We start from the raw sequence: 18,711 nt of genomic DNA, 5'->3' as shown, positions 1-18,711 counted from the left end.
AACTCCTTTTGTTACTTAGCCAGCAAATTGCTGTATGAAGCGGCTACCAAAATAGGCAAGCGTGAGAATGCCCGCACCCGCTACGTTGAACCAGACCACGCGACGACCGCGCCAGCCTTCATGATAATGGCCCCATAACAGGACAATATAGACAAACCACGCGATGATGGAGAGGACCGCTTTATCGATATTCTCCACGCTGAACAGGTTCTTCATATAAAACAAGCCCGTGCACAGCGTCAGCGTCAGCAGAACCACACCGACCTGGGTGATGTGGAACATCTTACGCTCAATCACCATCAGCGGCGGCATTTCGTGGTTAAACGCCAGCTTTTTATTTTTCAGCTGGTAGTCAATCCAGGCGAGTTGCATGGCGTAAAGGGCGGCGATGATCAGCGTCGCGTAGGAGAACAGCGACAGGCCAATATGCACCAGCATCCCCGGCGTGGCTTCCAGGTGAGTAATAAACTCATTGGGCATGAACGTGGCTAACGCCAGGTTGATCAGCGCAAAGGCGTAGACTATCGGCAGCAGCAGCCAGCCACGGTTTTTAGACGCGACAATGGTCATGACCGTACAGATCATCAGGCTGACCAGCGAGCCGACGTTCAGTACGCTCAGATTCTGCACGCTGCCGTCGCCGGGAATGATGCGTGATTCCAGCGCAAACGCATGGCTAATCAGTGCGATCACTGCCGAAAGAATAGCCATGCGCCGCCAGCCGCTGTTTTTTTGCAGCAGGCCAGGAATGATCAGCGCGAGGCTGACAGAGTAGGCAACAAGGGCGATCAGTGCGAAAACAGGCATATAGGCGTCGACAGTTGTCTTAATAAGAAAGAGAAGCAGTATAACGTTACGTGACGCCTGCTCCAACCGTTGCATAACAACAAAGGCGCCTTCATGTTATACTCCGGCAAAATTCTGTGTATGTGTCGCCCAGGCGACCTAACGTTTCTACCCCAGGCGAGAGACAATGTTTGATAATTTAACCGATCGTTTGTCGCGCACGCTGCGCAACATCAGCGGCCGTGGACGCCTCACCGAAGAGAACATCAAGGAAACGCTGCGCGAAGTGCGCATGGCGCTGCTGGAAGCAGACGTCGCGTTGCCGGTCGTGCGTGATTTTATCAACCGCGTGAAAGAGAAAGCGGTTGGCCATGAAGTGAACAAGAGCCTGACTCCGGGTCAGGAGTTCGTCAAAATCGTCCGTAACGAGCTGGTTTCGGCGATGGGCGAAGAGAACCAGGTGCTAAACCTGGCGGCTCAGCCGCCGGCCGTCGTGCTGATGGCGGGTCTGCAAGGTGCGGGTAAAACCACCAGTGTCGGTAAGCTGGGGAAATTCCTGCGCGAAAAGCACAAGAAAAAGGTGCTGGTGGTGTCGGCGGACGTGTATCGCCCGGCGGCGATCAAACAGCTGGAAACGCTGGCCGAGCAGGTTGGCGTAGACTTCTTCCCGTCCGACGTGGCGCAGAAGCCTGTCGATATCGTTAACGCGGCGCTGAAAGAGGCGAAGCTGAAATTCTACGACGTGCTGCTGGTGGATACCGCCGGTCGTCTGCACGTTGACGAAGCGATGATGGACGAAATCAAGCAGGTGCATGCTTCTATCAATCCGGTAGAGACCCTGTTTGTTGTTGACGCCATGACCGGTCAGGATGCAGCGAACACCGCAAAAGCGTTTAACGAAGCCCTGCCGTTAACCGGCGTGGTGCTGACCAAAGTCGACGGCGATGCCCGCGGCGGTGCGGCGCTCTCTATTCGTCATATCACCGGTAAGCCAATCAAGTTCCTCGGCGTGGGCGAGAAAACCGAAGCGCTGGAGCCGTTCCATCCGGATCGTATTGCCTCCCGTATCCTCGGCATGGGCGACGTGCTGTCGCTGATCGAAGATATTGAAAGCAAGGTTGACCGCGCGCAGGCGGAAAAACTCGCCAGCAAGCTGAAAAAGGGCGACGGTTTCGATCTGACCGACTTCCTTGAGCAGCTGCGTCAGATGAAAAACATGGGCGGCATGGCAAGCCTGATGGGCAAACTGCCAGGCATGGGCCAGATCCCGGACAACGTCAAATCCCAGATGGATGACAAAGTGCTGGTGCGTATGGAGGCCATCATCAACTCGATGACGCTGAAAGAGCGCGCGAAGCCAGAAATCATCAAAGGTTCCCGTAAACGCCGTATCGCAGCCGGTTGCGGCATGCAGGTGCAGGACGTTAACCGCCTTCTGAAACAGTTCGACGACATGCAGCGCATGATGAAGAAAATGAAGAAAGGCGGCATGGCGAAGATGATGCGCGGCATGAAAGGCATGATGCCTCCCGGTTTTCCTGGGCGTTAATCGCTTTTGAGATTGCTTTTTGCCCGAAAATGAGTAAAATTTTCGGGCTTTTAATATGACACCCGGGCTCCGTTCCTCGATGGGGCCCGGTTGTTTTATTCACACAAGAGGATGTTATGGTAACTATTCGTTTAGCTCGTCACGGCGCTAAAAAGCGTCCGTTCTACCAGGTTGTTGTGACTGACAGCCGTAATGCTCGCAACGGTCGCTTCATCGAGCGCGTTGGTTTCTTCAACCCACTGGCCGCTGGCGCAGAAGAAGAAACCCGTCTGGATCTGGATCGTATCGCTCACTGGGTTGGCCAGGGCGCTACTGTTTCCGATCGCGTTGCTACGCTGATCAAAGCAGCAAACAAAGCAGCTTAATCTGTCACGGTGGTCATGATGAGCAATAAAGCACCTGTTGAACCGATCGTATTGGGAAAAATGGGTTCTTGCTACGGTATCCGTGGTTGGCTCAGAGTGTTTTCCTCCACTGAAGACGCTGATAGCATTTTTAATTACCAGCCCTGGTTTATCCAGAAAGGCGGTAAGTGGGAAGAGGTCGAGCTGGAAAGCTGGCGTCACCACAATCAGGACATCATCATCAAGCTGAAAGGCATTGACGATCGTGATGCCGCGAATGCGCTGACTAATTGTGAAATTGTCGTGGATTCGTCGCAGTTGCCACAGCTGGAAGAGGGTGACTACTACTGGAAAGACCTTATGGGTTGCCAGGTAGTGACCACTGAAGGCTACAGCCTGGGGAAAGTCATCGACATGATGGAAACCGGGTCAAATGACGTTCTCGTCATTAAGGCAAACCTGAAAGATGCATTTGGCATCAAGGAGCGGTTGGTTCCGTTCCTCGATGGACAGGTTATCAAGAAAGTCGATCTCACTACTCAAACCATTGAAGTAGATTGGGATCCTGGTTTTTAAATTCTCCGGATAAACGGTAAAAGACGGCGCTATGTGGATTGGCATAATTAGCCTGTTTCCTGAAATGTTCCGCGCGATTACCGATTACGGGGTAACTGGCCGGGCAGTAAAGAATGGCCTGCTGAGCATCCAGAGCTGGAGTCCTCGTGACTTCACGCACGACCGGCACCGTACCGTGGACGATCGTCCTTACGGCGGCGGACCGGGGATGTTGATGATGGTGCAACCCTTACGGGACGCCATTCACACAGCAAAAGCCGCGGCAGGTGAAGGCGCGAAGGTGATTTATCTTTCACCTCAGGGACGCAAGCTTGATCAAGCGGGCGTGAGCGAACTGGCGACGAATCAAAAGCTGATTCTGGTCTGTGGTCGCTACGAAGGGATAGATGAGCGTGTAATTCAAACCGAGATTGACGAAGAATGGTCTATCGGCGATTACGTTCTCAGCGGTGGTGAGTTACCAGCAATGACGCTGATTGACTCCGTTGCCCGGTTCATTCCGGGTGTACTGGGCCATGAAGCTTCGGCAACGGAAGATTCGTTTGCCGATGGATTGCTGGACTGTCCACACTATACTCGTCCTGAAGTGTTAGAAGGGATGGAAGTCCCGGCAGTATTACTGTCTGGAAACCATGCCGAGATACGTCGCTGGCGTTTGAAGCAGTCGCTGGGCCGAACCTGGCTTAGAAGACCTGAACTTCTGGAAAACCTGGCTCTGACTGAAGAGCAAGCAAAGTTGCTGGCCGAGTTCAAAACTGAACACGCGCACCAGCAGCATGAACATGATGGGAATGCGTAATACGCTCCCGAATATCAGTTTACCCAGGATAAGAGATTAAATTATGAGCAACATTATTAAGCAACTTGAACAAGAGCAGATGAAGCAGGACGTACCTTCCTTCCGTCCAGGTGACACCGTGGAAGTGAAAGTATGGGTTGTTGAAGGTTCCAAAAAACGTCTGCAGGCATTCGAGGGCGTGGTTATCGCTATTCGTAACCGCGGTCTGCACTCTGCATTCACTGTTCGTAAAATTTCCAACGGCGAAGGCGTTGAGCGTGTCTTCCAGACTCACTCTCCGGTAGTTGACAGCATTGCTGTTAAACGTCGTGGTGCTGTACGTAAAGCTAAACTGTACTACCTGCGTGAGCGTACTGGTAAGTCTGCTCGTATTAAAGAGCGTCTGAACTAAGATTCGCTTTCACGCGACATCCAAAGCGTGTTAATAATCAAGGGGTTAGCTAATAGCTAGCCCCTTTTTTTATTCCGATGTCCACGGAATGTCCACGCAGATATCATTGTGTCCACCCTTTACATTTTCTCAGGTAAAAAAAAACCTGCCGAAGCAGGTTTATAACCAGAGGTTCCCTTGATGATATTTTGAGGGGTGGGGTGGGGCAGGCACTACCTCTCCTGGTTTAACAATGTACCTTGCAAGGGTTTCATGAGTTACGAATGTGCAGCCACAGTTTATGTTTTGGCACTGATGATACCGCTCTTTTGTTTCTGAACTTAAGTACCGACTTGAGCGTGCATGTGAAGCGTCATGACATAATGGACAGTGCATCATCTTTCTTTCCCCCGATTCGTTAACAATTGGGGATGATAAACGCGCATCTTACATTTGCAAGTTAAAGTTTGCTTTTTTATCCTTCCAGTGATTCATACTCCACGTCCGAAACTCTAACCTCAAGCTCCAAGCCTGTCGTGTAGCCGCTCCCGTTAAGGTAGTGCACCACCCGACTGATTATCCAAGCCTGCTCGTCTATAACGCGCTTAAAGCCTCTGACCGCTATCGGTGTTTCAGGAAATAAATCAGCACGACCAATAGCCAGCGAGATTGAAAACTCCGCGACTCCGCGCTGAATTTTGTCCCACTTCGCCTGAGCTGCACGCATGGCCTGCGCCTTTGTCGCGTAGATGGTCGTCAGCTCCAGCACGTTCTCAGACTCACCGACCATATACTCGCCCTCGCGCGCCTCCTGCTCTTTTTTGGCTCCGGCCTTTGACGTGGTTTTTGTCGCTTTTGGATGTTGCAACGCGCGCAGGTGCTGCTCCTTCGGCTTGCGCTTGAGCTTCACCTTTTGCTTTTGCGGCTTAGGGTCTTTTGTGTGCAGCCATTTAGCCGTTACGCCGGTGTAGGCTTCACGGTCAGCAATCGCAAACTGATGACGGTCGCCGTCGCCGCGTTCGATGGTCATCTGCGGGATGGGCTTGCCACTGGCCGTCCTGCCAGTACCGGCTTTCAGGAACAGCAGTTTCCCCGCTTTCACCGACACTGATGCACCGTTACGGTCAGCCAGGCGGGACAGAAACACCGCGTCGGATTCCTGCGCCTGGTCAATATGAGGCACGGGGATCGCTTTCAGCGTGTCAGCCACGCTGGCCGTGAGTTTGTTGCGCGCTGCGATGGTCTCAACAATGACACCGAGCGTGGTGTCATGCCATGACTGTTCCCGGCGGGAGTTCAGCGTGCCGCGAAAATCAGCGCTGCGCCCCCTTATAGTCAGCGTATCAGGCGCGCCCCGGTGCTCGATTTCATCCACCGTAAAACTGCCTTTTTTTATTAGAGCGCTACCCTGCCAGCCGAGCCATAAGGTTAACGTTGCTCCGCGCGGTGGCAGTGCGATTTGTCCGTCGGAATCATCGAGCTCAATGTCGAGCTGGTCGGCCTCAAATCCGCGATTGTCCGTCATGGTCAGACTGATTAGCCGGTCGCTAAAATCCTGAGTAATATCTTCGCTATCCTGCTTGAGCATAAATGCCGGTGCAATTTTCGCCCCGGCCTGAATGTTCATTCCTGTAATCATCCCGCCAGTCCTCCCAGCCAGTTACCAGCAGACGTCACCAGATTGTCAGCCTGCGTTTTCAGGTCGCCGTAGATCGCCGCAAGCGACTCATCGACCCGTTTCAGCGAGAGGCTAAACTCGATTTTTCTGGCCGCGCCGTCGCTGAATAATTCGGTGTGCGTGTGGGTCACTTTATCGATGACATACATACCGTGGATCATCCCCGTCCCGTCAATCAGCGGCCACGCTCTGCCCTCGTCGGCCATCAGCTCGATGGCTGTCAGTGACAGGCGTCCGCCGGTTAATTCGGGATACAGCACGCCCGAGAGCGTGCGCGAGGTTTCCCCCTCCCCGAGATACTGATATGCCGGTGGCAAACCGATGCGGTCATTTGACGCCCAGCGGTAGTCCTTTGAATATTGCATGGACTGATGCGGCAGCGTGCGGCGCTCAAACACAAATAAACCCAGTACCATTAACATGCTTTAGTCCTCATCCGTCATGGCGCATACTTGAGCGCTGGCGCGCTCTTTCTTCCCGGTCGAGTTTATCGACAGCTTCCCGGAGCTGCCGGTCGAGGTCAGTTCCCGGCGCAACGCCACCCGACAGAGTAATGTTGTATTCCCGCTTGCTCTGGTCGACATAGGACCGGCCAGCAGGCGCCGTCACTGGCTGGTACATCTGATAACCGCCATAAACGGAGGTCTGCGGGATATAAGACCCGTTTTGCGCACCGGCTGCGGCACTGGCTTTAGCCGCCGTCTGGTCGAGTACCTCTGATTCTTTTTTGATAACCCCGAACTTTTCCAGCAGCCAGTCGACGCCAGTGCGTAACTTATTGAATGAGCGGAGCGGCAGCATCAGCGCATCAGCCAGTGTTTTACCGACTACCACACCGACATTTTTGAAACGATCGAGCGTTTCCTGTGTCGCCTTAACCGGTGCTATCAGGTCAGTGAACCACTGCCAGACCCCGCGCAATTTCTCGATGATGGAATCAAACACCGGCGTCAGCGGCGAGAAGATTTCCGCCACCGGCGCAAATACCGCTTTAAGCCCCTCCACCACGCCCGAAAAGAATGCGCTGATGGGCTCCCAGTATTTACGAATCAGGAGCGCCCCGGCCACCACCGCACCGGCGACCGCGACCACCGGCAGACTGATTGCACCGACAGCAGTCACTATTGCGCCACCGGCAACGGTAAAGACCGTTCCCAGCAGACCTGCGGCGGCGATAATGGCGTTAATCCCCATAACCACCGGCCACGCAATCAGGCCAATCCCGCCAATCACACCAATCAGCGCCAGTGCGCCACCGGCTACAACACCGATAGTGGTCGCCAGTGATTTATTGCGGGTGATCCAGCCATCGAGTTTCAAAACATATCGCGTGGCCGTCTGCGTCAGTTTGCGCAGAGCGTCGTTTTGCTGGTCAAACAGGTCAGTTCCCACGGCCTCATAAGCAGACTGAAACTCTTTAAAGTCGCCGCCGAGATTGTCCTGCATGATTTTGACCAGCTCCTCGGTTTTACCGTCCGAGGCTTTAAACGCTGCGGTGAGTTTGTCGAGCTTGCCGGTTGACGCTGCGGTCATCAGCACCGCTGCCGCCGAGCTGGCCTCTTCACCGAAGATGGTTTTCATGTACTCGCCGCGCTGGCTGGTACCGAGATTGTTTTTCTCAAAACTGCGCTGCATTTCCTTCAGGATGGAAAATATCGGGCGTGTGTTTCCTCTGGCATCAGAGGTTTTGACGCCGAGCTCTTTGATAGCCTCAAAGGCTTTACCGGTCGGCGCCTGTAGGCGGCTCAGGATTGCACGGCTACCCGTTCCCGCCATCGAGCCGGTAATTTTCGCATCGTGCAACGCACCGACCATCGCGGCGGTTTGCTCGATACTGGCCCCGGCATTTTTAGCCACCGGCGCGGCATAGGTCAGCGCATCACTCAGCCCGTCAAAGTCGGCGGCGGTTTTGTTCATCGTCATCGACAGCACGTCGCCAATGTGTGCGATCTGGTCGTTGGAAAGCTGGAACGCAGATTTCATCCCTGTCAGCAGGGCGGCGTTTTCCTCCATTGAGCGCTGATTCGACAGCGCCATATTCAGCGTGACCGGCGTCGCCGCCTGAATGGCATCAGCATCCCCGCCACTTTTGGCAATGATGATTTGTGCACTCGCTGCGTCGTCCGCAGATGCGGCGGTATTGTCTCCGAGCTGTCTGGCCTGTTTGCGTAACGCCTCCATTTCTGGCGACTGTTTGTCTACCCCGAGCACGGCTTGCAGCTCAGAGTTTTTCTGTGCAAACGAATAGCCAGGCATCAGCAGTTTTACCCCGGCCATGGTGCCAGCCGTGGCTATACCTGTACCCGCCGCGCCAGCCGCCGCCATACTACCGGCCATATTCTTTCCGGCCTGATAGCGCTCCTTAACCCGGCTCAGCTTTGCCTGTTGCTGGCTGACCCGCGCCAGCGCCTCACGTTGCCGGTTAAGCTGCGCCGTTGTCTCACCGATGCTGGTTTTAAGACGACGCTCGTCAGCCGACAACGTGCGGGTGTTTATCCCGGCCTGTGCAAGCTCGGTGCGCTGGCGCTGTACCGATTGCCTGAGCCCGTTATATTTGAGTTGCAGGTCAGCGGCGGATTTTTTTGCTGCCTCCATCGCGCGCGCCTGCGCTTTGGTGGGGTTTTCCGTGTTTTTAAACTGGACGGCCAGCGCTGCGGCCTCCTGTTTCGCTTTGTTAAGCGACTGAACGGTCACGGCAAGCTGTGCGCTCGCTTTCCTGAATCCGTCAATTCGGGACGCCTGCGCGTTAAGGTCGCGCAGGGTCGTCTGTGAGTTGCGGATATCGCCAGCGAGGGATTTGCTGGCGTTCTGGATAGCTTTTAGCGGTCGGCTTGCCCGGTCTACTGCATTAAGCAGCACCTCGATCCTGACATTATTGCTCATAGTGGTTTCCGCTTCGCTGTAGCGCCTTGTCGCGCCATGTGAGGAGCTCGGTCACGCTCAGGGAATACAGCTCTGATGGCGGCCAGTGAAAAATCACCGCGATATCCGCCATCAGGTCATCGACCGAAAGTTTTGCGGGGAACGTCAGCGAGCCGAAGATGGCGACAAAAAACCAATCACCTCAGCGGCGAACTGCATCAGGTCTGAGGCATCGAGACGGGCAATTTCATGCTCGGTGAGTGCCGGGTAAGTCATACGCGGCAGCACCTTAATCAGCGCGTCAACGTCAGAGTTTGCCAGCGAGGCCAGCGACACCCCACGAAGGGTTCCCGCGTTAGGTTTTGAAACCGTCACCTCTCCGATTTTTTGCTCGCCGCGCATCAGAGGGTTGTCGAGGATCACGACGTGTGGCTTTTTGGTTTCGGTGACGTCATTTTCGGTAACGCCGGTTTCGATGTTGTTTTCCATAATGTTGCTCTCGTCTAAGTTTAGTGACCGGCCAGCCTGACTGACCGGTTAAGAGGGTTACAGGCCAATGGCCTTGCGATGTTCTGCCAGACGGTCGACGCCGTCGACTTTCAGCACCATGTTGATGACGTCAATCTCGATGACCTCCTTGCCGTCAATCGTGAGCTGGTAGTACGCGCATTCGGTCGAGATTTTGGTCGTGCCGCTTTCGCCCTGTTTGTTTTCGCCGCCGTCGTATTCTTTGTGACGGCCACGCATGACCACCTCAACGGCAGAAATCGCGCCGGTGTCATCGCGCTGGTATGAGCCGGTAAAGCGCAACGGTACGCTGTCCGCGCCCGGTGAGGCGTACTGCGCCCACAGCTCGACGTCGGGCAGACCGCCGAGCGTCCACTCGCACGACAGCGCATCGTCATCGAGACCGAGGTCAATCGACACCGAGCCCGGCATCCCGCCGCCGCGGTATTTCTCAAGCTTACGGGTCAGCTTTGGCAGGGTGACGGATTCAACAACGCCCATGTAGCTCAGGCCATCGTTGAACATGTTCAGGTATTTCAGTTTGCGTGGTAATGCCATGCTCAGAGCTCCTTAGCTGTTGACCGACTCTGACAGGTTCGCCAGATAGGTATCAGTGATGCGCTGGCGCAGGGTCAGGTTTTCCAGCGGCGGGACGGGGGTGTAGTCGTAATCGATATACAGTTTCCCCACCTTGAGCGTTTCCACGCTGTTTGACTCCGGGTCGTACCAGCAGGAGCCATCAACGATATAGCCGTTGTTTTTCAGCTCGCGGAATTTCGCATTGATACCGGCGACGATGTCGCGGATAAGCGTTGCGGTGACGGGTTTATCAATCGCCCAGGCGTGCGCCTCCGCCATCGTGTCGGCCAGCACCTGCGCCGTGCGGGTGTAGTTTTCAAAGAGGAATAACGGATCGTCGGAACAGGTACGGTTGCCCCAGAATTTAAATCCGTCGTTACGGATCAACGTCGTGACACCGGCCTGATTCAACAGGTTCGCGTCGGTGGCCTTCTCCTGCAAGTCCCACGAGACCGAGGCACTGACGCCGGTGACGCCATTCACCCCGACGTTAGACAGCGTTTTGTGCCAGCCCGTCTCCTGGTCGATTTTGGCACGCAGGCCGAGCGCGCGGGCGGTCGCCCATGCAATATCGGTCTGATTCGCTGTGGTGTCCCACGCCAGAAAATCAGGGTGAATGACCGTCAGCTCGCGCTGGCTGAAATTCTCACGGTAGGCGATGGCTTCGGAAATGGTCTTGCAGCCCCACGCGCTGATATAGCCAAACGCGCGCAGGCTCTGACAGGTCGCCGCGAGCGCGGTCGCCACTTCCAGAGAATCCAGCCCCGGCACGCCGAGAATGCGCGGCTTGACGCCAGTGACGGTTTTGGCGGTCAACAGCGCTTTAAGCCCGGTGTATTTGCCGTTTTCGTCGGTCGTGCCGATGATGTTGGAAATGGTTTCTTTCTGCGCTGCTTCCGGGTCGTCCGGGTCTTCAATACCTTCGGCAACGCGCACAACCACAACGACCGGCTTGCACTGGTCGGCAATGGCTTGCAGGGATTTTGACAGGGTGCCGAGCTTACCGGCTTTACCGATAGCGTTCTGCACGCTGGTAATCAGCACCGGCTCATTTAGCGGAAATGTTGAATCGTCAGCATCATTGGCCGTGCAGACCATGCCAATGATGGCTGTGGAAACGGTGGAAATGGTGCGCGTGCCATCGTTAATCTCGATGACCTCGACGCCGTGATGATAGTCGCTCATCCGTTTAACTCCGTGGTTAAGGGGTGCGACTATTTTCTGTTGTGTGCGGGACGTGAGAAACGAAAGGCCGTTGGGGGAGTGACAGCACAACGCGCAGTGACCGGTTGCCGTGTGAAGAAAGGGTCATTGATCGTTATAAGCGATCAATCACGGTTAATTGATCGCTGATAACCATTATCAATGAATGGGTATTGTCGCTATCGTTTCGCCATTAACGAGGAAGCGATAATGACGATTTTACTCTGGGTTGTTGGTGGTCTGGCTGCATGGTGGCTCTTTGGCTTTTGCTGGCTCAGACTGTTTGTCGGTGACGAAACAGAAAAAGTCTATGAAGAATGCCCCTATGACTAAACCCGCTTAGCGCGGGTTTTTTATTACTCTGTTAACGGCGATTCAGGCCATTCAATTTCGTCAGGCTCACTGGTATCAACCCGGTTAAGTAAAACCCGGTATTTCTTCCACGCCGACAGGCTCGCCATTTCCTCTTCTGTCGCCATCGACAAATCGACCGCATCCTGCAATGGTGCTATGGCCTGAGCTGCAACAGACAAGAGCTGCGCCTTTAATGCCTCAGCATTTTCGATAGCTTCCTCGCGTGTAGGCGGTTCGATGTCGACCCATTCCATGCATTCTGATTCAACATTGTACTGAGGCGCTTTCCGGTCAGGTGAAACCATAAAGGCTTCATATTCAGCATCGGTTATTGTCATCAGGTCTGACGGAACGGGAATACCCTGTTCTTCATAGGTTCTGACAGTTTCCTCAAGGTAAAAGCTTTTATCTGTATTGCTGAAATATTTCTGCATATCAGTAACCCGTTACGTTTAAATAAAATGTTCCGTTGCAGTTGTGGGTTTCAATTTTCACCTGATTTTTCCCGACAGGCGAACAGAGATAAAATGATGCGGAGTTATTACCCCCTGCACCGTAATAACTCGAACCGATACCGAGTATCCCGTTAGGGAACGACGTAGGCAGTGTCACGGTTACAGTGGCATTGTTGCCAACTGAAATATTTCTCACAGACTGCATAAACACAGCACCGTTGCCGTGCGTGTAGTAAGCGCTGTTATTGCCTGTTGTCGTTTTACCCACCCCATAACGCGCATCCGACTCCGCTTTGGTATAGGCCTGACCCGCCGGGGTGTAATTGCCTTTTGGCTGGAAACGTCCGTCACTCTCCGCTTTGGTGTAAGCCTGACCCGCCGGGGTGTAATTGCCTTTTGGCTGGAAACGCCCGTCACTCTCCGCTTTGGTGTAAGCGCCCGTTCTAGGCATATATCCCGCATCGGATTGCGTTTTGGTGTAATAGCGGTTATCAAAATTGGCATAGCTTCCCGGATTCACCTGTCCCGGCGCGTTGAAGTTTCCTTTAGTGTCCCATTTAAAATTAATATCCTGTGCGCCACTGCCTTTCATATGCAGATGCCATGAAAGTTCATCACCAGCAACCAGAGACCCCATCGAAAATGCCCAGGAGTTTTTACTCACAATGGTCGCTTGTTGTTTGATTACCGGATGGTATTCACTCGTGGCGGTAGTTGAATACGCATTGAAAAATGGCGCTTTCGCTTTGTACTGTTCAGCCCAGGCAAATGGACCGCTATAACCCGCAACCATTCCTTTGCCTGCGGTAATTTCTTCGCTCGCAGTGATTGTGTTGTATACCGACAGCGGCGTTCCTGACTGAAGCGCGCCTGTGGTGAGATTCACATACAACGGGCGGAGTGAGTTGTAACTTCCCAGCGAATCACCAGCGTTCGTTAACATCAAATAAAGACTTGAGCCATCATTTCGCCAGAATGCGCCAAAATTACCATAGGCGATACGCAGGCCGTTCGCAGCTCTTGAAACAATTTCACCATGAGCAGAAATTGTGCCTCTGACTTCTGCTGCACCATTAAAATTAAAAGATATGGAACCATTTACATTACGTTGTGAATAAAAGTGGTATCCAGTTGCGTCTTTAAATTCTAATACTGTTGGTCGGTCAACATTACCCCAAAGGTTAATAGCCCCTGCAAGGGATGAAGTGTTCGAGGAATAGATAGATAAAAGACGCGAATCCCCCGCTGATATCTGACCTTTTGAATACAGATTTCCCGTCACCGTTCCGCCGGTTACTGGTAACGCCCCAATATCAGCCGGTGTAGGTTTGTTCGCCGCATCATATTGTTTTGTCCAGGCTGACCACGTCCCGCTGTAAAGCGTGCGAATGTACGAGCGGGAGCTGTTGTAAACCCGGTAAATCTGCGTGATACCGGCATGCTTATAGACTTCCAGCGAACCGGCGTTAGCCTCTGGATAGTTCCTGCCTGTTTGTGCCTGCGCGTTCGCTGGCTGGTAATACAGCCCCGGCGTGGTGTAGGCGTTCAGGTCGGCAGCGTTGCCAATGCCAATAGTCTGACCGTTGAAAATATCCTGCGCCGTAATGTTGATATCGGATGACAGCGCCCGACCGTTTACCTTGCGCCCTGACGGCACGCGCCCGTTAGCGTTGTCATTCGCGGCCTTAACGGCTTTCGGCGTTGCCGCCAGCGCCTCAGACGTGCTGTCGGTTGCGCTACTGAGCTTGACGATACCCTTTTGCGCCGTGGTCGCGTCCTGAGCCGTATATTTCCCTTTCGCAAGGTCATATGCTGCCTTAACCGCTTTCGGCGTCGCTGCGACGCTCTCAGACGCGCTGTCGGTCGCACTGCTTAGCTGAGTGAAACCCTTAGCGGTGAGCGTGGCGTCAGGATGGCGGCGGGACTGCTCATGCTCAGCGAGCTTGTCGTCGACGTAGTCCTGTGTTGCCATCACCGTTGAGGTGTCGATGGTCAGCTCGACTGACTCGATGTCGCTCACCATAATAACCATGCGCACGGTCTGCGCGCGGCCAGAGCCCTCCGCCAGCGCTGGCTTGTAGCTTTCGGCCATATTGCCGACCGCAATCAGCGTGCCGGTGTCGTCATAGAGCCCGAGCTCGCGCATCCAGAAACCGCCGGTCTCAGGCGGGATGAGCAGCTCTGCCACGACATAATTTTTATTTTTCCTGTCCTGGCTGATTTTGTTCAGCGCATGACGCCAGACTTCTTTAACGAGTTTTGTCTGGTTCGGGTCAGGTACCGGCAGCGTACTGCCGCCATCACCGACGGCCATCGCCGTAAAATTCACCTTTTTCCCGTTCGGTACGGTCGCCGCCGCGAGTTTTTCGGCACCGGCTTTGGTGATGACCGTTTTATATTTCACTGTCATTGTGCTCTCACTTATCCGGGGTAAACCGTGATGATGTCGCCGTCATAGCTCAGGGCGCCGGTGTACAGATAGCCGGGAATGTCCTGAATAATATTGAGTCCGATAAGATGTCGGCTGGCTGGCTTTGCATCGGCAATAAGCCGCTCCATTTCGTAATACATTTCTTCGGTGATGCCGGTCTCTAACACACCGATATCGAGGCGAAATGTGCCGGGCGGGTCGTTTGTCTGCCACCACTCAGATACGTTTATCAGGTAGCCGAGCGGCTCCACCACGCGGCGCACTGCCCCAATCGTTCCTTTGTGTGCGTGGATATACCAGGCACTGCGGATCACATCCCGTTTGGTGGCCTCCGGCCAGTTCTCATCCCAGCGGTCAACGGAAAACGCCCACGCCAGCCACGGCAGGAGGTTTGCCGGGCAGTCGTCCGGGCTCCAGAGTCGGCGCAGGGGGACAGGGGTATTCTCGATTTCAGCGCAGGCGCGCGCCGCCGCCACCTCAAGCGGCGAGGAGCCCACCGGCAACAGTCGGGTGTCATTCATCATTGCCCCCTATGGTGACGCTGTACTCGCTGCACCATGACGCCTGCGTGTCATCGAGCACAATGTCGGCCACCGGCGCGGCCAGCTCGACACGCTGCACGCCCTCGACGTGGAGCGCCGCATAGATGGCCGACTTTCGGATGTCACGCCCGAGCCGGTGCTGCGCGGTGATATACGCCTGTAACTTTGCTTTTGCCGCACTGAGCACCGGCTCACTTTCGGGGCCGGGGTAAAGGTAAAGCGATGCAGTGATTTTGTAGTCGACGATTTTCGCTGACTGCACGGTCACGCGGTCGGCAACCGGCCGGACGTCCTCGTCGTTCAGCGCATCGCGCACGATGGCGAGCAGCTCGTCAGAGGCCACGCCGTTATTTTCACGCGACAGCACAGACACGGTCACACACGCAGGCTCAGGACTGATGACGGAAATATCCGCGACACGCCCGTCGGCACTGCGGCCATGAAACTGATATGCGCCGGTTGAGCCTGCGGTACTTAGCCCCTCGGGGGCTTGCTGGATACGCAGGCGATAGTCAGTATCCGATTCCATCACGGCTGGCGTGGGGGGAAATGTCGTGTCGTCTGGCGGGGTTATGACAAGTCGCGGAACATTGGAATTAGCCCCAATCTGGTCGAGATCGCTTCCGGCAGCGTAAGCCAGCATGACCGCACGCGCGGCCTCGTTGACGCGCTGCCGCCAGATAACCTCCCGATAGGCGTTTTCCTCCAGCAGCTTAACAATCGGCTCGGATTCGAGGGTCAGCGTGCGCGCCACTGCCTCCTGTTGTTCCTCCGGGTATAACGAGACGAGCGTCGCCTTGCGCTCCGCGAGGATGGTCTCATAGTCCAGCACTTCCACGACATCAGGCGCGGCGAGCTGGTTAAGGTCAACAATTGCCATAGCGTTTAACTCAGTGGAATGGTGATGGAAAAGGGCTGGCCGTTAGCCGATCGCGTGCCGGTGATATCGACATACAGCCCACCGTCGGTCTCCGACCGCTCAAAAGTGATGGTTGTCAGACTGACGCGCGGCTCCCACTTCTGGATCGCGGAATAGCACGCGGCCATAATCTGCAATCGCAGTGCCGGTGTCTGCGGCTGGTCAATCAGTGCCGACAGAAGCGAGCCGTATTCACGGCGCATGACGCGCGAGCCAACCGGCGTGACGAGAATGTCGCGCACGCTTTGCCTGATATGCTCGACCTCAGAGATACTGAGGCCGGTCTGGCTGTTCATTCCCAGATAACGCACCGTCATTGCGTCCCCTTAGTCCAGCTTCCGCCGCTCTGTACGTTGCCGTGTGCATGGTCATCCACCTGCACGCCGTTTGAGGTCAGTTTCCCGCCGGTATGCTCGATGTTCCCGGACATCTTCCCGCCTTTCTGCACTTCGAGCGTGCCGGTCGTCAGCTTGTTGGTACACACCACCTCGGGTGTATCGAGCGTGATACGGGTCGAGGCTCTAACCAGCACCACCGGCACGGTGGCTGTAATGGAATCCGACGCGGTGACATTGGCGGTTTTGATTCCTGACACGGTGAGCGCGCCGCTTTCGGGTTCGTACTCAATGACCGCACCATCAGGAAAGGTAACGTGAAGCGCATCGGGTGAGGCTGACGGGGCGGGATTGTCATCCGAGAATATGCCCGGCAGCACAAAGGCCGTATCGAGCTCACCGCCGATGGCCAGTAATAGCACCTGCTCGCCAACGGACGGAGCCCACCACACGCGAGAGCGACCGGCGCGACAGGTGAGCCAGTTAAGCCAGGTGGTTTGCATGCCGCCGGTCTGGACACGACACAGCCCCTCATCGTGGTCGACGTCGGTCACGATGCCGGTGCGGATGAGGTTGCGGATCGCTCGTGCGATTTCCTGTAGAGAATTTAAATTATTCATACGGGAAGGATGCCGCCGGACTATGCCAGTGGCAATTAAGGTATGTTTTGTGGACGCTGTTACAACTCTACCCGTCATCTTTGCTTTAGTTCTAGCAACAGCATAATAATTAGATAACGGCTCAAGTTATTAGGCATTGACGCAGATAGCATTCTAGGGTGAGGCTGTTTTCATAATTCTATAGCAGAGGAGAACATCAGACATACCCTAATGCATGCGCAAAGCCTCAACTTGCTCATTGATTGCTTGATAAAAGATAAGCAAAATGCATATTATTCTTTACGTAAAAGATGTACTTTCTCCCAATCAAACATAGAATCTGCTAAAATGAAAAGTTTAAATATACTATCTTTAACCCAAGCTCATGATTCATTACCCCCAGAATGCTTCCATTCTTTTTTAAATCACTATGGGATAAACATTAAACCAGCAGAGCTTTCTGATCTGAAAAGCCTTGTAGATTCAATTTACCCTCTTGCTGGAGACTTAAAGGTGTTTAATGATTACTATGTTGGCTATAAAATCCCCCAAATCGGAAAAGAATTTGACCTTTTGAGAGTCGGCACAAGCCATATCATTAACATTGAACTCAAACGCATTAGCACAGAAGAAAAAATAAAAAAACAGCTAATCAGAAATAAATACTATCTAAGCTTCACCGAAAAGTTTGTAATTGCATTATCTTATGAAGCTGACTCACAGACGCTATTCATGCTTAACGATAAAAATGACATCGAAAAAATAAGCATCGACCATGTCGCCCGACTTTTATTTTCACAGGATTTAAACGGTAATCAAGTTTTAGACAATATGTTTAATCCTTCCGATTACTTGGTCTCTCCATTTAACTCAACCAAGAAATTCCTATCAAACCAATATTTCCTGACACATCAACAAGAAGAGATTAAAGATCAGATTTTAAAGTCTATAACTTCAGGCACCCCTTTTAGATTCATTTCAATAACTGGAGGAGCTGGCACAGGCAAAACATTGTTAGTGTATGATATCGCTAAAAATGCCATTCAAAAACAGCTTGGGACATTAATAATACATTGCGGCAACTTAAATGATGGACAGAAAGAATTAAGGGCGTCAGGATGGGAAATCATAAAAATTAAAGACCTTAGCTTATATAGTTTATCTAATTACACCTTGATAATAATTGATGAAGTACAAAGAATCTACCCATCCCAACTAAATACTATAATAACCGCCATAATGGGTGGGAATGGCAGTTGCATCTTCGCTTATGACAAACTACAAACTCTTGCTAAGGCTGAGGAGTTGAGAGACATAGATTCTAAAATATGCAGTTTAAGCTCAATAAAATCATATAGATTATCTGAAAAAATCAGAACCAATAAAGAAATAGCAAACTTCATTAGAATGCTATTTAATCGCAATCGAAAGCTGGAATCAACAAACACGTCTAACATAGAAATTAACTACTTTAAATCACTTCCAGATGCAATGCGGTTTTTGAAGTCATTGGATAGTATAGAATGGGAGGTTTTGAGGTTCACCCCATCACAATATGACAATGAGCATCATGAGAAATATTCAGATACCACGATGAAAACTTCACATGAAGTGATAGGGCAGGAGTTCGATAATGTAGTCATTACAATTGACAGTTTCTTTGCCTATGATCATTCTGGAGCTTTAACATATCAAGGCAAAGCATATTACTACACTATGAAGATGCTCTTCCAAAACGTCACAAGGGCGAGAAAGAGACTAAAGGTTGTGATTATTGACAACATTGAACTATTAAACAGATGCATGGAAATTGTTAAATAATA

General features: G+C 53.0%; 22 protein-coding genes. 7 read left to right on the top strand and 15 right to left on the bottom strand.

The window, feature by feature from the left end; all coding sequences use genetic code 11:
- Window positions 1-15: 15 nt before the first annotated feature.
- Window positions 16-807, bottom strand: a complete 792-nt coding sequence (locus ACOTX5_RS15320; protein WP_014832951.1) for a cytochrome C assembly family protein — start codon at window positions 805-807, stop codon at window positions 16-18.
- Window positions 808-973: 166 nt separating this feature from the next.
- Between ACOTX5_RS15320 and ffh the strand changes: the two genes are divergently transcribed.
- The 5 genes from ffh to rplS all read left to right on the top strand — a co-directional run bounded on the left by ffh (window position 974) and on the right by rplS (window position 4,445).
- Window positions 974-2,335 carry a signal recognition particle protein gene (gene ffh / locus ACOTX5_RS15315; protein WP_003863132.1) on the top strand — a complete coding sequence of 454 codons (1,362 nt, stop codon included), beginning with the start codon at window positions 974-976 and terminating at the stop codon, window positions 2,333-2,335.
- Between the two features lie 116 nt (window positions 2,336-2,451).
- Window positions 2,452-2,700, top strand: a complete 249-nt coding sequence (gene rpsP / locus ACOTX5_RS15310; protein WP_003863133.1) for a 30S ribosomal protein S16 — start codon at window positions 2,452-2,454, stop codon at window positions 2,698-2,700.
- A gap of 15 nt (window positions 2,701-2,715) precedes the next feature.
- The gene (gene rimM / locus ACOTX5_RS15305) at window positions 2,716-3,255 is read left to right on the top strand and encodes a ribosome maturation factor RimM (RefSeq protein WP_032609925.1); all 540 of its coding nucleotides are present in this window, start codon (window positions 2,716-2,718) and stop codon (window positions 3,253-3,255) included.
- Window positions 3,256-3,286: 31 nt separating this feature from the next.
- A complete protein-coding gene (gene trmD / locus ACOTX5_RS15300) occupies window positions 3,287-4,054 on the top strand; it encodes a tRNA (guanosine(37)-N1)-methyltransferase TrmD (protein WP_014832949.1) in 768 nt (255 codons plus the stop codon).
- Window positions 4,055-4,097: 43 nt separating this feature from the next.
- Window positions 4,098-4,445, top strand: coding sequence for a 50S ribosomal protein L19 (rplS, locus tag ACOTX5_RS15295; protein WP_002914145.1), 348 nt, complete (start codon window positions 4,098-4,100; stop codon window positions 4,443-4,445).
- A gap of 159 nt (window positions 4,446-4,604) precedes the next feature.
- Here the strand turns inward: rplS and ACOTX5_RS15290 are convergent, their stop codons facing one another.
- From ACOTX5_RS15290 to ACOTX5_RS15255, 8 genes are all read right to left on the bottom strand, one after another.
- Window positions 4,605-4,823: a DNA-binding transcriptional regulator gene (locus tag ACOTX5_RS15290; protein ID WP_017383002.1), complete on the bottom strand. Its 219-nt coding sequence runs from the start codon at window positions 4,821-4,823 to the stop codon at window positions 4,605-4,607.
- 76 nt (window positions 4,824-4,899) lie between these two features.
- A complete protein-coding gene (locus ACOTX5_RS15285; RefSeq protein ID WP_047746010.1) occupies window positions 4,900-6,063 on the bottom strand; it encodes a phage late control D family protein in 1,164 nt (387 codons plus the stop codon).
- Entirely contained in the window at window positions 6,060-6,524 is a 465-nt protein-coding gene (locus tag ACOTX5_RS15280; RefSeq protein WP_047746012.1) for a phage tail protein, read from the bottom strand. The genes ACOTX5_RS15285 and ACOTX5_RS15280 overlap by 4 nt, the downstream gene beginning before the upstream one ends.
- A gap of 10 nt (window positions 6,525-6,534) precedes the next feature.
- Window positions 6,535-8,985, bottom strand: a complete 2,451-nt coding sequence (locus ACOTX5_RS15275; protein WP_047746014.1) for a phage tail tape measure protein — start codon at window positions 8,983-8,985, stop codon at window positions 6,535-6,537.
- Complete coding sequence (locus tag ACOTX5_RS15270; RefSeq protein ID WP_017382998.1) at window positions 8,975-9,097, bottom strand: GpE family phage tail protein; 123 nt, start codon at window positions 9,095-9,097, stop codon at window positions 8,975-8,977. The genes ACOTX5_RS15275 and ACOTX5_RS15270 overlap by 11 nt, the downstream gene beginning before the upstream one ends.
- Before the next feature lie 32 nt (window positions 9,098-9,129).
- On the bottom strand, window positions 9,130-9,453 hold the full coding sequence (locus ACOTX5_RS15265) for a phage tail assembly protein (RefSeq protein ID WP_047746015.1): 324 nt from the start codon (window positions 9,451-9,453) through the stop codon (window positions 9,130-9,132).
- A gap of 57 nt (window positions 9,454-9,510) precedes the next feature.
- Window positions 9,511-10,029, bottom strand: a complete 519-nt coding sequence (locus ACOTX5_RS15260; RefSeq protein WP_017382996.1) for a phage major tail tube protein — start codon at window positions 10,027-10,029, stop codon at window positions 9,511-9,513.
- A 12-nt stretch (window positions 10,030-10,041) separates the two neighbouring features.
- Window positions 10,042-11,235, bottom strand: a complete 1,194-nt coding sequence (locus tag ACOTX5_RS15255) for a phage tail sheath protein (protein WP_047746016.1) — start codon at window positions 11,233-11,235, stop codon at window positions 10,042-10,044.
- A gap of 228 nt (window positions 11,236-11,463) precedes the next feature.
- On the opposite strand from ACOTX5_RS15255, the gene ACOTX5_RS15250 reads away from it, so the two are divergent.
- Window positions 11,464-11,586 carry a hypothetical protein gene (locus ACOTX5_RS15250; protein ID WP_260471534.1) on the top strand — a complete coding sequence of 41 codons (123 nt, stop codon included), beginning with the start codon at window positions 11,464-11,466 and terminating at the stop codon, window positions 11,584-11,586.
- 23 nt (window positions 11,587-11,609) lie between these two features.
- Here ACOTX5_RS15250 and ACOTX5_RS15245 read toward each other — a convergent pair whose 3' ends face one another.
- The 6 genes from ACOTX5_RS15245 to ACOTX5_RS15220 are packed head-to-tail and all read right to left on the bottom strand — an operon-like array spanning window position 11,610 to window position 16,909.
- Window positions 11,610-12,041 (bottom strand): tail fiber assembly protein, encoded by a 432-nt coding sequence (locus tag ACOTX5_RS15245; protein WP_017382993.1) that lies wholly within the window; start codon window positions 12,039-12,041, stop codon window positions 11,610-11,612.
- 1 nt (window position 12,042) lies between these two features.
- On the bottom strand, window positions 12,043-14,472 hold the full coding sequence (locus tag ACOTX5_RS15240; RefSeq protein ID WP_047746018.1) for a phage tail protein: 2,430 nt from the start codon (window positions 14,470-14,472) through the stop codon (window positions 12,043-12,045).
- A gap of 11 nt (window positions 14,473-14,483) precedes the next feature.
- Window positions 14,484-15,014, bottom strand: coding sequence for a phage tail protein I (locus ACOTX5_RS15235; protein ID WP_026080583.1), 531 nt, complete (start codon window positions 15,012-15,014; stop codon window positions 14,484-14,486).
- A complete protein-coding gene (locus ACOTX5_RS15230) occupies window positions 15,007-15,915 on the bottom strand; it encodes a baseplate assembly protein (RefSeq protein ID WP_032618987.1) in 909 nt (302 codons plus the stop codon). The genes ACOTX5_RS15235 and ACOTX5_RS15230 overlap by 8 nt, the downstream gene beginning before the upstream one ends.
- A 5-nt stretch (window positions 15,916-15,920) precedes the next feature.
- Window positions 15,921-16,271 (bottom strand): GPW/gp25 family protein, encoded by a 351-nt coding sequence (locus ACOTX5_RS15225; protein WP_047746019.1) that lies wholly within the window; start codon window positions 16,269-16,271, stop codon window positions 15,921-15,923.
- On the bottom strand, window positions 16,268-16,909 hold the full coding sequence (locus ACOTX5_RS15220; protein ID WP_047746021.1) for a phage baseplate assembly protein V: 642 nt from the start codon (window positions 16,907-16,909) through the stop codon (window positions 16,268-16,270). The genes ACOTX5_RS15225 and ACOTX5_RS15220 overlap by 4 nt, the downstream gene beginning before the upstream one ends.
- 327 nt (window positions 16,910-17,236) lie before the next feature.
- Between ACOTX5_RS15220 and ACOTX5_RS15215 the strand changes: the two genes are divergently transcribed.
- Window positions 17,237-18,709, top strand: coding sequence for an ATP-binding protein (locus ACOTX5_RS15215; RefSeq protein WP_047746047.1), 1,473 nt, complete (start codon window positions 17,237-17,239; stop codon window positions 18,707-18,709).
- Window positions 18,710-18,711 lie beyond the last annotated feature (2 nt).

Source organism: Enterobacter cloacae complex sp. IR5441, assembly GCF_049238215.1.
GTDB lineage: Bacteria > Pseudomonadota > Gammaproteobacteria > Enterobacterales > Enterobacteriaceae > Enterobacter > Enterobacter hormaechei_C.
This window is presented reverse-complemented; position numbering and strand designations above follow the sequence as displayed.